This window comes from Rhodococcus cercidiphylli (assembly GCF_033042225.1).
Lineage (GTDB): Bacteria > Actinomycetota > Actinomycetes > Mycobacteriales > Mycobacteriaceae > Rhodococcoides.
Window position 1 is genome coordinate 145896 of sequence record NZ_JAWLKE010000004.1, and the last position, 13606, is coordinate 159501.

General features: G+C 65.5%; 11 protein-coding genes. 10 read left to right on the forward strand and 1 reads right to left on the reverse strand.

What is annotated here, in order from left to right; translation table 11 throughout:
• Positions 1-126: 126 nt before the first annotated feature.
• Positions 127-882, reverse strand: a complete 756-nt coding sequence (locus R3P95_RS11160) for an SDR family oxidoreductase (RefSeq protein ID WP_317548388.1) — start codon at positions 880-882, stop codon at positions 127-129.
• A gap of 330 nt (positions 883-1212) precedes the next feature.
• On the opposite strand from R3P95_RS11160, the gene R3P95_RS11165 reads away from it, so the two are divergent.
• The 10 genes from R3P95_RS11165 (at position 1213) to R3P95_RS11210 (ending at position 13599) form a co-directional block, all read left to right on the forward strand.
• Positions 1213-2487, forward strand: a complete 1275-nt coding sequence (locus tag R3P95_RS11165; RefSeq protein ID WP_317548390.1) for an ROK family protein — start codon at positions 1213-1215, stop codon at positions 2485-2487.
• A gap of 11 nt (positions 2488-2498) precedes the next feature.
• Positions 2499-3377: an alpha/beta fold hydrolase gene (locus tag R3P95_RS11170; protein ID WP_317548391.1), complete on the forward strand. Its 879-nt coding sequence runs from the start codon at positions 2499-2501 to the stop codon at positions 3375-3377.
• 48 nt (positions 3378-3425) lie between these two features.
• Positions 3426-4754, forward strand: coding sequence for a D-inositol-3-phosphate glycosyltransferase (gene mshA / locus R3P95_RS11175; RefSeq protein ID WP_317548392.1), 1329 nt, complete (start codon positions 3426-3428; stop codon positions 4752-4754).
• Positions 4751-5239: a type III secretion system chaperone family protein gene (locus R3P95_RS11180; RefSeq protein WP_317548393.1), complete on the forward strand. Its 489-nt coding sequence runs from the start codon at positions 4751-4753 to the stop codon at positions 5237-5239. Before mshA ends, R3P95_RS11180 begins: the two co-directional genes overlap by 4 nt.
• Before the next feature lie 57 nt (positions 5240-5296).
• Positions 5297-6745, forward strand: coding sequence for a nucleobase:cation symporter-2 family protein (locus tag R3P95_RS11185; RefSeq protein ID WP_269595718.1), 1449 nt, complete (start codon positions 5297-5299; stop codon positions 6743-6745).
• 71 nt (positions 6746-6816) lie between these two features.
• A complete protein-coding gene (locus R3P95_RS11190; protein WP_300520106.1) occupies positions 6817-7908 on the forward strand; it encodes a BMP family lipoprotein in 1092 nt (363 codons plus the stop codon).
• A 3-nt stretch (positions 7909-7911) separates the two neighbouring features.
• Positions 7912-9414, forward strand: coding sequence for an ABC transporter ATP-binding protein (locus tag R3P95_RS11195; protein ID WP_300520109.1), 1503 nt, complete (start codon positions 7912-7914; stop codon positions 9412-9414).
• A complete protein-coding gene (locus R3P95_RS11200) occupies positions 9407-10645 on the forward strand; it encodes an ABC transporter permease (protein ID WP_317548394.1) in 1239 nt (412 codons plus the stop codon). Before R3P95_RS11195 ends, R3P95_RS11200 begins: the two co-directional genes overlap by 8 nt.
• Positions 10642-11910 carry an ABC transporter permease gene (locus R3P95_RS11205; protein ID WP_317548395.1) on the forward strand — a complete coding sequence of 423 codons (1269 nt, stop codon included), beginning with the start codon at positions 10642-10644 and terminating at the stop codon, positions 11908-11910. Before R3P95_RS11200 ends, R3P95_RS11205 begins: the two co-directional genes overlap by 4 nt.
• A 99-nt stretch (positions 11911-12009) precedes the next feature.
• On the forward strand, positions 12010-13599 hold the full coding sequence (locus tag R3P95_RS11210; RefSeq protein WP_317548396.1) for an AMP-binding protein: 1590 nt from the start codon (positions 12010-12012) through the stop codon (positions 13597-13599).
• Positions 13600-13606: the final 7 nt, after the last annotated feature.

Genomic DNA, 13606 nt, shown 5'->3' on the forward strand with positions numbered 1-13606 from the left:
GGTTGTGGGTGTTGGGGGTGTGGCTGTGCGGGGGGGGGGGGGGGGGGGGGGGGGGGGGGGGGGGGGGGGGGGGGGTGGGGCGCCCCCGCCGGGCCCCCCCCCCCCCCCACCACTGCGCGCAGCGCACTACTTGCGGGAGAAGCGCCCCGGACCGGCCTGATCACGTGGCTTGATGATGATCTGGTCCAGGTTGACGTGCGAGGGACGCGAGGCCACGAAGCCGATGACCTCGGCGATATCGCTCGCCACCAGTGGTGTGATGCCCTGGTAGACCGCGTCGGCCTTGGCTGCGTCGCCGTCGAACCGGACGAGCGAGAACTCGGTTTCCACGGCACCCGGCGCGACCTCGGTCAACCGCACCGGCTTGCCCAACAGTTCGCCGCGCAGCGTCCGATGAAGCACGGCCTGAGCGTGTTTGGCCGAGGTGTAGCCCGAACCGTTGTCGTAGGCCTCGAACGCCGCGACAGATGTGATGGTGACGATCAGGCCGTCACCGGAGTCGATCAGCTTGGGCAGCAACGACTTCGTCACCCGAAATGTACCGAGCACGTTGGTCTCCCACATCCAGCGCCAATCGTCGAGGTCGGCGTCGATCACGGGGGCCAAGCCCTTCGCGCCACCGGCATTGTTGATCAGCACGTCGACGCGGGGAATGACGGCGGTGAAGGCGGCGACCGAATCCTCGTCCGTCACATCGAGTTCCAGGGCAGTACCACCGATCTCCGACGCCAACTCCTCCAGCCGGTCGAGGCGGCGGGCTCCGATCACGACGTGGAATCCGTCGGCGGCGAGTTGGCGGGCGGTGGCCGCGCCGATGCCGGAGCTCGCTCCGGTGACGACGGCGACTCGGGCATCGGGGGAAATGTGTTCGGACGAGGTCATGGCGAAATTCTATGCCCGGCGTACCCCGTGCTTTCCGATGCCCGATTGGACATCGGACGCGAGGGTGCTAATTTTGGACTCATGTCCGCCAGTGAGACCACCGCGATGCGGGTCACCTATGTGACCGCGTCCCTCGGTTCTCGCTTGCCGCTTCCTCGGGAACTGTGTTGTACCGGCCAAGGAATCTGTCTCTAGCCTTTCGAGCTACGGGCAGTCGATTCGCGTGCCGTAGTCCCTTCGTGGCCGCCGCACTCACCCTTGACCTGCATCACTTCGCTCTTCCGTCGTTGTCCATTCACGGCGGAGGTCTGCCACTGAGGACCACAACGGATGTCCGTATCAACGCTGCACCACCACTCCGGCCCCACCTCCCTGCGGTCTCTGCCGAGGCCTCGATCGCGCGTCCAACTCGTCGCACCCGATCTGCGGATCGCCGACAGTCCCGCCGCGTCGGTGCTTCGAGTCGCCTGCGTCGAAGGCCCCATCTCGCGCGAACGTGCCGCTCGCGCAACCGGTTCGAGTATCGCCACGGTCAACCGTCAGGTGTCGGCCCTGCTCGCCGTCGGACTGCTCCGTGAGCGCGCAGACCTGACGGCACCGGGGGCAATCGGACGCCCACGGGTGCCGTTCGAGGTCAACCACGAACCGTTCTCGACCATCGGCATCCACATCGGAGCCGTCGTCACCGGCATCACCGTCAGCGATCTGCGGGGGCGCATCCTCGGTGCCGTCGAAATACCCACGCCCGCCGGCTCTTCCGAGACAGCTCTTGCCTCCGTCACCCGTAGCGCACATGCCTTTGCCGGACGCTGGCATCGCCGCACCCCGCTGTGGGTCGGGGTGGCGATCGGTGGACGCGTCGACACCACGAGCGGCACCGTCGACCACCCGCGGTTGGGATGGGAGAACGGCCGAGTCGCCGGCATCATCGGCGGTGGCCTGGGGCTGCCGATCTCGGTCTCCGGCCACGTCGAGGCCATGGCGGCGTCGGAGCTGCTCCTTGCGCCGCGGCCGTCGGACGGTGATGTGGCGCAGAGCACCAGCGGAACGTCGCTGTACTTCTACGCCCGTGAGACCGCGGGCATGGCGCTGACCATCGACGGCCGCGTGCACACCCCCACGAGCGGACCGGGCTCCATCGCGCATCTACCCACCGGATCATCGGCGCTGTGCGACTGCGGAAATCGCGGTTGCCTCGAGGCATCCGTCAGTGATCGAGCGGTGGTCGCCGCTGCGGTGGACCGTAAAATTGTTGCGCCGCAACCTCGTCCGAGTATCACTGCGGTGTATCGAGCAGCGCAGAGCGGCTCGGAGGCGGCGCGGGAGCTGCTCGTCGAGCGCGCGCAGATTCTGGGTCGGACGGTGGCGCTGCTGCGCGACATGTTCAATCCGGATCGCGTCGTACTCGGAGGCCAGGCGTTCACGGCGTACCCGGCCGGAATACCGCACGTGGGACGGGCATTCGCTGCCCATTCGACGTTGGAGCGCAGGGACATTCGGGTGACCGGCTTCGGTGACAAGGTGCAGGAGTATGCCGCGACCGTGGTCTCCCTCAGCGCCCTGTACTCCGATCCGCTCGCCTCGATGCGCAGGGCCGCCGCGTAGGTTCAGCCACTATGAGCAAGCCCGATACAAGCATCCCTACGGCAGGACCGGTTCGTCAGGCCACCGGCATCGACGGAGTCAACATCGTCTACCGCGTCAGCGGTGACCCTGCGGCGCGGCCACTGATCCTGCTGCACGGGTGGGCGCAGAGCTCGGCCTGCTGGGGCGAGGGACTGCTGGCCGACCTGGCGGAGCGCTATCGCGTTGTCGCGGTGGATCTACGCGGACACGGCTACTCCGACGCCCCGTCGGCCGGTTACGAAAACCCGAAGAACTGGGCGGGAGACGTGGCTGCCGTGCTGGCCGCCGAGAACATCACCGCCGACGCGGTGCTGCTGGGTTGGTCGTACGGCGGACTGGTGATCTGCGACTACCTAGCCGAACACGGCACGGGCGCGGTATCGGGCATCGTGCTCGTCGGCGCGATCACCAGCATCGGTAGGGGAGAGGCAGGCGGCCGCGTCGGGACGGCGATGCGAGCGGCGATCCCCGGGGCGATGGCCGAGGAGCCTCGCGTCGCGATCAAGGCGCTCGGGAGTTTCGGGCACGCGCTGACCGGGCCAACGGAAGGTAAGGGTACGGAAGCGCAGGCGCTGTTCGGGCTGACACTGTCCACGAGGCCACGGGTTCGCGCCGCCCTGTTCGATCGAGCGGTCGGCCACGACGACCTGCTGCGCGGCCTCGACATCCCGGCGTTCGTGCTGCACGGAACCGAGGACACCGTCGTCGACGTCTCTGCCGGACGGCACGCTGCTGAGCTGATTCCCACGGCGGTGGCGTCGTACTGGGAGGGCGTCGACCACGGCCCGTTCGTAGCCGATCCGCAGCGATTCCTCACCGAGGTGAGCGAGTTCGTCGACGGTCTCGGTGTGACGCAGGGCCAGCCGTGAGAAGGGGTAGTTATCGAGACGTAATGTGGAGGCGTGCACACTGAAGAAGTGACTGGACGCCAGCTGAACAGGGTCGCTGTGTTGTCCTTGCATACCTCCCCGCTGGCGCAGCCCGGAACGGGCGATGCGGGCGGCATGAACGTCTACGTGCTGCAGAGCGCTAAAGAGCTGGCCAAACGAGGTGTGGAGGTCGAGATCTTCACCCGCGCGACGGCGTCGACCGATGCTCCCGTCGTCGAGGCAGCTCCCGGTGTGCTGGTGCGCAACATCGTCGCGGGTCCGTTCGAGGGCCTGGACAAGCACGACCTGCCCACGCAGCTGTGCGCCTTCGCAGCCGGGGTGCTGCGCGAGGAAGCGCGCCACGAACCCGGCTACTACGACCTGGTGCATTCGCACTACTGGCTCTCGGGGCAGGTCGGCTGGCTGGCGCGCGATCGCTGGGGAGTGCCCCTGGTCCACACCGCGCACACTCTCGCCGCGGTCAAGAACGCGTCTCTGGCGCAGGGCGACTCGCCCGAGCCCGCCGCGCGTCAGATCGGTGAGCAGCAAGTGGTGGCCGAGGCGGACCGGCTCATCGCCAACACCACCGAGGAAGCGAAGTCCCTCGTCGAGATCTACGGGGCGCAGCAGGGTTCGATCGACGTGGTTGCTCCGGGAGCCGATCTGGCGCGATACAATCCGGGGGACAAGCTGGCGGCGCGCGCCGAACTCGGGTTGAATCCCGACGAGTCGATCGTCGCATTCGTCGGACGCATCCAGCCGCTCAAGGCCCCCGATGTACTGATCGCCGCGGCTGCCGAAGTGCTGCAGCGCAATCCGAGAACACCACTGCGGGTCCTCATCGTCGGCGGCCCGTCCGGCAGTGGACTGGATCGACCCGACAGCCTCATCGATCTGGCCGAGAACCTGGGGATAGCTGCTCGGGTGACGTTCATGCCGCCGCAACCGTCGGCGCGACTGGCCCAGATCTACCGCGCCGCGGACATCGTCGCCGTGCCGAGCTACAACGAATCGTTCGGCCTGGTCGCCATCGAAGCCCAGGCCTGCGGAACTCCTGTCCTGGCCGCCGATGTCGGCGGACTCGGCGTGGCGGTGCGGTCGGGCGAGACCGGACGCCTGGTGCAGGGCCACCGCACCGACGATTGGGCGGATGCGCTGTCGTCGATGCTGTCGGACCCAGTTGCGTTGGCCGACATGGCGACCGCAGCACCGCTGCACGCCCGCAACTTCTCGTGGGAGCACACCGCCGACGGACTCATCGAGAGCTACCGGCAGGCCAAGTTCCACTTCGACCGCGGTGAGGGACCGAGCGAGTTCTCTCCGCGCCGCGTCCGAGGATTGTCGAAACTACGCAGATCAGGAGCTGTGACTGCATGAGCGAGACTGCCGAACTGATCGACCGGGCACTGAAGGACCGCGAGCTGGACTACACCCGGCGCGGTGACGTGTTCACCGTCGAGCTGCCGGGGGAACGCAAACTCAAGACGACGACGATGCTGACCGTCGGGCATCACGGGGTCCGCATCGAGGCGTTCGTCTGCCGCAAACCCGACGAGAACTTCGAGGGCGTGTACAGGTACCTGCTGCGACGCAACCGCCGCCTGTACGGAGTCCATTACACGATCGACAAGGTCGGCGACATCTACCTCGTCGGCCGAATGTCGTTGCACGCCGTCACCGGTGACGAACTCGATCGCATTCTCGGACAGACCCTCGAAGCCGCGGACGGCGACTTCAACGTGCTGCTCGAACTGGGATTCGCCGAGTCCATCAAACGCGAATGGGCATGGCGCGTCTCGCGCGGCGAATCGTTGGCGAACCTGAAGGCATTCGAGCACCTGGTGGACAAGCGGGAAGCGTAACTCGCCGGAAATGGGACGGCGTTGCTGCCGGTAACGTCCGGTTCCTAGCCTAGGGCCATGACCAGGCCAGAGGACGCTCGCCCACCGGTGCTGCAGATGTTCGGCTACGGCCTGCAACACATTCTCTCGATGTTCGGCGGCGTCATCGCCGTTCCGATCATCGTCGGTGGAGCGGCCGGACTGTCGGGGACCGATCAGGCACTGTTGATCTCCTGCGCACTGTTCGTCAGTGGCGTGGCAACTGTGCTGCAAACGATCGGCATCCCGTTCTTCGGCTCGCAACTGCCGCTCGTGCAGGGCATTTCGTTCGCGTCGGTCTCGACGGTTCTGACGATCATCGGCAGCGCGGAGGACGGGCGAACCGGACTGCGAACGGTACTCGGAGCCGTTCTGGTGGCCGCGCTGATCGGATTGGCCATCGCTCCGTTCTTCTCCAAGATCGTTCGCTTCTTTCCGCCGTTGGTGACCGGAAGCATCATCACCGTCATCGGACTGTCCCTGATGCCGGTGGCCGCGCGCTGGATCACCGGCCAGGAGATGGTGGGCGGAGCACCGAACCCGAACTATCTGGACCCCGGCAACATCGGGCTGGCGATGTTCACCCTCCTCGCCGTGTTGGTGATGACCAAGATCCCCGGACTGTCGCGGCTGTCGATCCTGCTCGGACTCGTCGTCGGCACCATCGCGGCCCTGATCGTCGGCAGGACCGACTTCGACGGCGTCGCCGACGCGTCCGTGGTGGCCGTCCCGACACCCTTCGCTTTCGGCTCACCGATCTTCGCGATCGGCGCGATCGTGTCGATGACCATCGTCATCCTGGTGATCATGGTCGAGACCACCGCCGACATCCTCGCCGTCGGCGAAGTGGTCGGAACCGATGTCGACTCCAAGCGCGTCGGCGACGGCCTGCGCGCCGACATGGTCTCCTCTGCCGTCGCCCCGATCTTCAACACCTTCCCGGCCACGGCCTTCGCACAGAACGTCGGCCTGGTCGCGATGACCGGCATCAAGAGCCGCTTCGTCGTCGCGATGGGCGGTGGCGTGCTTGCGCTGCTGGGCCTTTCGCCGATTCTCGCGGCCGTCGTCGGGGTCGTCCCGCTTCCGGTTCTCGGCGGTGCCGGCATCGCGCTGTTCGGAACCGTCGCGGCCAGCGGTATCCGCACCCTCGGCAAGGTGAACTACGACAACAACTCCAACGTGGTCATCGTGGCGGTGACCTTGGCGTTCGGCCTCATACCTGTTGTCGCGAGCGACTTCTGGGACGAGTTCCCGGACTGGTTCGTCACGATCTTCCACTCCGGAATCAGTGCCGCCAGCATCGTCGCGGTGGTACTCAACGTATTCTTCAACGTGTTCAAGCCCGGTACTCCGCCGAACCCCTCGGTGGTGGCAGCGGGGCCGGCAGTGATGGTGCGTGAGGACGAAGCACGAATACTCCGTGAAGGCGGCAGCTTGCCCGACGATCTCTCTTCCGAGAAGGCCGTGCCCGACAAGACACCTGAGTGAAATCCTGCGCACCCTCGCCCGCGCGAGTAGCGTCCCGACCCAGACGAAGTACACCTAAATTGGAGGACATCTTGTCATTCGTTACCCGCACGAGTACGCGGAAGGCAGCACTCGGCGGCGTCGCGTCGCTCGGTGCCATCGCCCTGATCGCAGGCTGTGGATCTGCCCCCGAAGACGAAGGATCGGGCGGAGGCGGATCGAGTGACTTCCTGCCCTGCATGGTCTCCGACAGTGGCGGATTCGACGACAAGTCGTTCAACCAGCTCGGGTTCGAGGGCCTGACCGAAGCCTCCGAGGAGCTCGGCGTCGAGCCACGCACCGTCGAGTCCGCGTCGCCCACCGACTACGGCCCCAACATCAACAACCTCGTCGATCAGGGCTGCAACCTCATCGTCACCGTCGGATTCGATCTGGCCGACGCCACCAAGGTCGCCGCCGAGGCCAACTCCGACATCGACTTCGCGATCATCGACGACTCCACCATCGATCTGCCGAACGTCAAGCCACTGACCTACGACGCGTCGCAGTCCGCATTCCTCGCCGGCTACGCGGCCGCCAGCTACAGCACAACCGGAGTGGTCGGTACGTTCGGTGGCTCCCAGCTGCCGACCGTCACCATCTTCATGGACGGTTTCGCCGACGGTGTGAACTACTTCAACGAGCAGAAGGGCGAGGCAGTCCGCGTCATCGGCTGGGACGTGCCCTCGCAGAACGGCTCGTTCACCGGCGGATTCACCGCCAACGAGGTCGCCAAGAACACCGCCCAGGGTCTGATCGACCAGAACGCCGACGTCATCTTCCCGGTCGGTGGACCCATCTATCAGAGTGCGGCACAGGCCATTCGGGACTCCTCGCGTCCGGTCGCCCTCATCGGCGCCGACGCCGACGTCTTCGAATCCGACCCGTCGGTCGGCGACCTGTTGCTGACCTCGGTGACCAAGGGGCTCAAGACCAGTGTGAACGAGGTCGTCGCCAACTCCGGTGCCGATGCATTCGACAACACCCCGTACGTGGGCACCCTGGAGAACGACGGCGTCGGTATCGCACCGTTCCACGACTTCGAGTCCGAGGTCGACCCCGCACTGCAGGGCGAGCTGGACACGATCAAGGCCGGCATCATCGACGGATCCATCACCGTCGAGTCTCCCTCGGCACCCAAGTAGTTCATGAAGCTCGAACTTCGCGGTATCACCAAACGATTCGGCTCGTTGGTTGCCAACGACCACATCGATCTGACTGTCGAATCCGGCGAGATCCACTGCCTCCTCGGCGAGAACGGTGCAGGCAAGTCCACGTTGATGAACGTGCTCAGCGGTCTGTATCGCGCCGAGGAGGGCCAGATCCTGCTCGACGACGTCGAGCAGAACTTCGCCGGACCGGGCGAGGCCATGACTGCCGGGATCGGCATGGTGCATCAGCACTTCATGCTGATTCCGGTGTTCACCGTTGCCGAGAACATCGTGCTCGGCAACGAAACCACCTCGCTCGGTGGACGTCTCGACCTCGTGGCAGCGCGGAAGCTGGTGCGGGAGATATCCGCGAGGTTCGGCTTCGACCTCGATCCCGATGCTCTCGTCGACGACCTCCCAGTCGGCGTGCAGCAGCGGGTCGAGATCGTCAAGGCACTCTCTCGTGAGGCCAAGGTGCTCGTGTTCGACGAGCCGACGGCCGTCCTGACTCCGCAGGAAACCGACGATCTGATGCGGATCATGCGGGAACTCGCGGCGTCGGGCACCACGATCGTCTTCATCACCCACAAGTTGCGCGAAGTACGCGAAGTAGCCGACAAGATCACCGTCATCCGGCTCGGCAAGGTCGTCGGAGAAGCGAAGCCGACCGCCAGCAACACCGAGCTCGCTGCACTGATGGTGGGACGCGATGTGCAGCTGACCGTCTCGAAGGATCCGGCCACGCCGGGGGACGCGGCACTGGTCATCGAGAACCTGTCGGTCTTCGACGCCCAGGGCAACAAGACCGTCGACGACGTCAGCCTCGAAGTCGCGGCGGGGGAGATCCTGGCCATCGCCGGTGTGCAGGGCAACGGTCAGACCGAGTTCGTCGAAGCCCTACTCGGGTTGCAGGACAACGTATCCGGACAGATCAGCCTCGACGGCCGATCGCTGGTCGGGTCGACGGTGCAGGACGTGCTCGACGCGGGCGTCGGCTTCGTTCCGGAGGATCGGACCGTCGACGGACTGGTGGGTGAATTCTCCATCGCCGAGAACCTGATGCTCGATCGCTCCAACAGCATGCCGTTCGTGCGGCGCGGTGCGGTGCAGCGCGAGTACCTCGAGACGTTCGCGTCGGAGAAGCTCAGCGAATTCGACGTGCGCGCACCGGGAATCGGCACCGCCGTCGGACGCCTGTCCGGTGGCAATCAGCAGAAGGTTGTGCTCGCGCGAGAACTGAGCCGAGACCTGCGTCTGTTCGTCGCAGCGCAGCCCACTCGCGGAATCGACGTGGGATCCATCGAATTCGTACACAAGCGCATCGTCGCCACCCGGGATTCGGGGATCCCGGTCATCGTGGTGTCGAGCGAACTGGACGAGGTCGCCGCACTGGCCGACCGCATCGCCGTCATGTATCGAGGAGCAATCGTGGGAATCGTCCCCGGGGATACGTCCCGCGAAACACTCGGCTTGATGATGGGCGGTGAACGTGGTGAGTGAGGCCGAACAGCCCCCCAAATCCCAGGAACCGTCGAAAGCGCATGTGGTGCTTCGGCAGATCTTCACCGGCAGTGCGATCATCTCGGTTCTCGCAGTACTCCTCGCGCTGATCGTGGGTGCGGTGCTCATCGCCGCCACCAACTCCGGCGTCCAGGAATCGGCCGGGTACTTCTTCTCCCGTCCCTCGGACATGCTGACGGCGATCTGGGATTCTGTCTCCGGGGCGTACTCGTCGCTGTTCCAGGGTTCGGTCTACAACTTCCGACGACCCGGATTCGAGAACGGCATCCGGCCACTGATGGAGACGCTGACCTTCGCCACCCCGCTGATCGTCGCCGGACTCGGTGTGGCCCTTGCCTTCCGTGTCGGCATGTTCAACATCGGTGGTCGAGGCCAGATGCTCATCGCCGCGGCGTGCGCCGGCTGGGTCGGGTTCGGCGTGAACCTGCCTGCCGGGTTGCACCTGTTGGTCGCCGTTCTCGCCGGTGTTCTCGGCGGCGCGGTGTGGGGCGGCATCGCCGGATTCCTCAAGGCGCGCACCGGCGCACACGAGGTGATCGTCACCATCATGCTCAACTACATCGCGTTCTATCTCGTCGCGTACCTCCTGCGTACTCCCGGCGCTCTGCAGGCCCCGGGATCGAACAACCCCAAGACCGCGCCCATCGCGTCGACGGCGGTGTTCCCGAAGCTCTTCGGCGACCGATACAGCCTGCACCTCGGTTTCGTGCTGGTGATCTTCGTGACGATCGCGGTGTGGTGGCTGCTCGAGCGATCGAGCCTCGGATTCCGTTTTCGCGCCGTCGGCGAGAACCCGCACGCGTCCCGCGTTGCCGGTATGAACGTCAACCGGATCTACCTGTACGCCATGATCATGTCCGGTGCGCTCGTCGGTCTGGCCGGAGTGTCGCAGGTACTGGGCACCGTCACCACCGGCTTCAGCGCCGACATCGACGCAGGCATCGGATTCGACGCCATCACCGTCGCACTGCTCGGCCGATCGAAACCGTGGGGCGTGTTCGTCGCGGGAATCCTGTTCGGCGCGTTCAAGGCCGGCGGATTCGCGATGCAGGCAGGCGAGGGCATCCCCATCGACATCGTGCTCGTCGTGCAGTCCGTGATCGTGCTGTTCATCGCCGCACCGCCGCTCGTGCGAGCGGTGTTCCGATTGCCGAAACCAGGAGAAGAGAAACTCGCGAAAGCCGAGACCGCGAAGGTGGGTGCACTGTGACCACCTCGACCGACACCGCCGCTGAAGCGGTACTCGGCCGGAGCTGGAAGGTCCCGTCGATCCTCGGACTCGTGACGCTGCTGGCCCTGCTGCTGTTCGTGGTCCGAAAGGGCTCGGGAACAAGCACATTCGCACTGGCGTCGGAGGACGACTTCTTCGCACTGCCGGCAGTGGGCGTGCCGTCGTACGGCACCGGTCTCGTCGTGGTCGTGCTGCTCGCTGTCATCACCGCGTACGCGGCGTTCCTCGCCTCGCAGTACCGCTCGACGCCACTGTGGCTGCTGGCAGTGTTCGCGGTGCTGTTCGTCTTCGGTTTCCTCGCCTGGGCAGCGGATGGCGAGACCATCCCGGTTCCCGGATTGCTCATCGGTGCAGTCGCTTTGAGTACGCCCCTGATCTTCGGTGCCATGGGCGGCGTCATCTCCGAGCGAGTCGGCGTCATCAACATCGCCATCGAAGGTCAGCTTCTCGCTGGTGCTTTCGTCAGCGCCGTCGTCGCGTCGATCACCGGTTCGACCTACGTCGCACTGCTCGCCGCTCTGGTAGCCGGAGCGCTGACCGCGTCGTTGCTGGCGGTGTTCTCCATCCGCTACTTCGTCAACCAGGTCATCGTGGGTGTGGTGCTCAACGTGCTGGTCGTCGGGTTGACCAGCTTCCTGTACTCGGTGGTGCTGACCAAGAACGCCGAGACGCTCAACTCGCCACCACGGTTCGGGCGCATCGACATCCCGGTGCTCTCGCAGATTCCGATTCTCGGACCGGTCCTGTTTCGGCAGACACTCATCGTGTACCTGATGTACATCGCCGTCGCGCTCGTGTTCTTCGGCCTGTTCCACACCAAGTGGGGACTGCGACTGCGCGCCGTCGGCGAGCATCCACAAGCCGCCGACACCGTCGGAATCAACGTCGCACGCACCCGGTTCTGGAACGTCTGCCTCGCCGGTGCCATCGCCGGACTCGGTGGTGCGTACTTCACCCTCGGTTCCGTCGGTGCCTTCGGCAAGGAGATGACAGCCGGTGCCGGCTACATCGCTCTCGCCGCAGTGATCTTCGGTCGCTGGGATCCGGTACGCGCGACGCTGGCCGCACTGCTCTTCGGATTCGCGTCGAACCTGCAGAACGTACTGGGCATCATCGGCTCGCCCGTGCCCAGCGAATTCATGTTGATGCTGCCCTACGTGGTGACCATTTTTGCCGTCGCAGGCCTGGTGGGCCACGTTCGTGGGCCGGCCGCGGCAGGCAAACCGTATGCGTCGCGAAGTTAGCGCCCGCACTACCTGACTCGGCGGTAGGGTCGCTGTCCGTTGTGACCGCTTTCACTGTAGGGTTCGGTCATTGTTGCCGCAGTTTTTCGAAGGAGAGCCATGAGCTTCCGCAGTCCCTTTCCCGATGTCGAGATTCCCGACCTCAGCGTCTACGACTTCCTGTTCGGATCGATCGCCGAGTCCGACCTCGACAAGCCTGCACTGATCGACGGAACCTCGGGTGACGTCACCACGTACAAGACGCTGATCGGTCAGATCGACGCCATCGCGGGTGCTCTGGCCGCACGTGGACTCGAAGTCGGCGACGTCGTCGGACTCCACTCGCCGAACGTGCCCGCATTCGCGTCGGTGCTGCACGGCATCCTGCGCGCAGGCGGAACCGCAACGACCATCAACGCGCTGTACACGGCCGAGGACATCGCCAAGCAGCTCACCGGCTCCGGCGCGAAGTTCCTGTTCACCGTGTCCCCGCTGTACCCGCAGGCCAAGGCTGCCGCGGAGAAGGTCGGCCTCGACGCCGATCACGTCATCGTGCTCGACGGCGCAGAGGGCCACCCGAACCTGCGCGACCTGCTCACCCAGGGTGCACCTGCCCCCGAGGTCTCGTTCGATCCGGCGACACACGTCGCGGTGCTGCCGTACTCCTCCGGTACGACGGGTGTGCCGAAGGGCGTCATCCTCACCCACCGCAACCTCGTCGCGAACGTGGCGCAGATGGAACCGCGCGTGGGCATCGACAGCAACGACGCGATCCTGGCGCTGCTGCCGTTCTTCCACATCTACGGCCTGACGGTGCTGCTCAACATCGCCCTCAAGCTGCGCGCGCACCTGGTGACGATGCCGAAGTTCGACCTCGTCGAATTCCTGCGGATCATTCAGGATCAGAAGCTGACGTACCTGTTCATCGCACCGCCGGTGGCCGTCGCGCTCGCCAAGCACCCGATGATCGATCAGTACGACCTCTCCAGCGTGCACACCATCTTCTCCGGTGCGGCACCGCTGGACGAGGAGCTCGGCAAGGCCGTCGCGAAGCGTCTGAACACGCGAGTGCGTCAGGGCTACGGCATGAGCGAGCTCAGCCCCGTCAGCCACGCCATCCCGTTCGATCGCGACGACATGCCGCTCAGCTCGGTGGGTCAGCCGTTGGCGAACACCGAGAACAAGCTCGTCGACCCGGGCACGCTCGAGGAGATCGAGCTGCCCGCAGAGGGATTGAGCAAGCCCGGTGAGCTGTGGGTCAAGGGACCGAACGTGATGGTCGGGTACCTCAACAACCCCACCGCCACCGCAGAAACCCTCGACTCCGACGGTTACCTGCACACCGGCGACATCGCCGTCGTCGATCCCGAGGGCGTCGTCTACATCGTCGACCGCCTCAAGGAACTGATCAAGTACAAGGGCTACCAGGTGCCCCCGGCCGAGCTCGAAGCTCTGCTGCTGACACACGAGGAGATCGCCGACGCCGCCGTCATCGGCGTGCTCGACGACGAGGGCGAAGAAATCCCCAAGGCATTCGTCGTCCGCCAGCAGGGTGCCACCATCGACGAAGAGGGCATCATCGCCTTCGTCGCCGAGCGCGTGTCGCCGCACAAGAAGGTACGACGCGTCGAGTTCATCGACATCGTCCCGAAGTCCGCGGCCGGCAAGATTCTGCGTAAGGACCTGCGCGCCGCGGAGACCGGAAAGTAGCTCCGCA

Excerpts from the sequence above, each read along its gene's own strand:
- R3P95_RS11160 (WP_317548388.1), bottom strand. The coding sequence starts at position 882 with ATGACCTCGTCCGAACACATTTCCCCCGATGCCCGAGTCGCCGTCGTC.
- R3P95_RS11165 (WP_317548390.1), top strand. The coding sequence starts at position 1,213 with ATGTCCGTATCAACGCTGCACCACCACTCCGGCCCCACCTCCCTGCGG.
- R3P95_RS11170 (WP_317548391.1), top strand. The coding sequence starts at position 2,499 with ATGAGCAAGCCCGATACAAGCATCCCTACGGCAGGACCGGTTCGTCAG.
- R3P95_RS11180 (WP_317548393.1), top strand. The coding sequence starts at position 4,751 with ATGAGCGAGACTGCCGAACTGATCGACCGGGCACTGAAGGACCGCGAG.
- R3P95_RS11185 (WP_269595718.1), top strand. The coding sequence starts at position 5,297 with ATGACCAGGCCAGAGGACGCTCGCCCACCGGTGCTGCAGATGTTCGGC.
- R3P95_RS11195 (WP_300520109.1), top strand. The coding sequence starts at position 7,912 with ATGAAGCTCGAACTTCGCGGTATCACCAAACGATTCGGCTCGTTGGTT.
- R3P95_RS11210 (WP_317548396.1), top strand. The coding sequence starts at position 12,010 with ATGAGCTTCCGCAGTCCCTTTCCCGATGTCGAGATTCCCGACCTCAGC.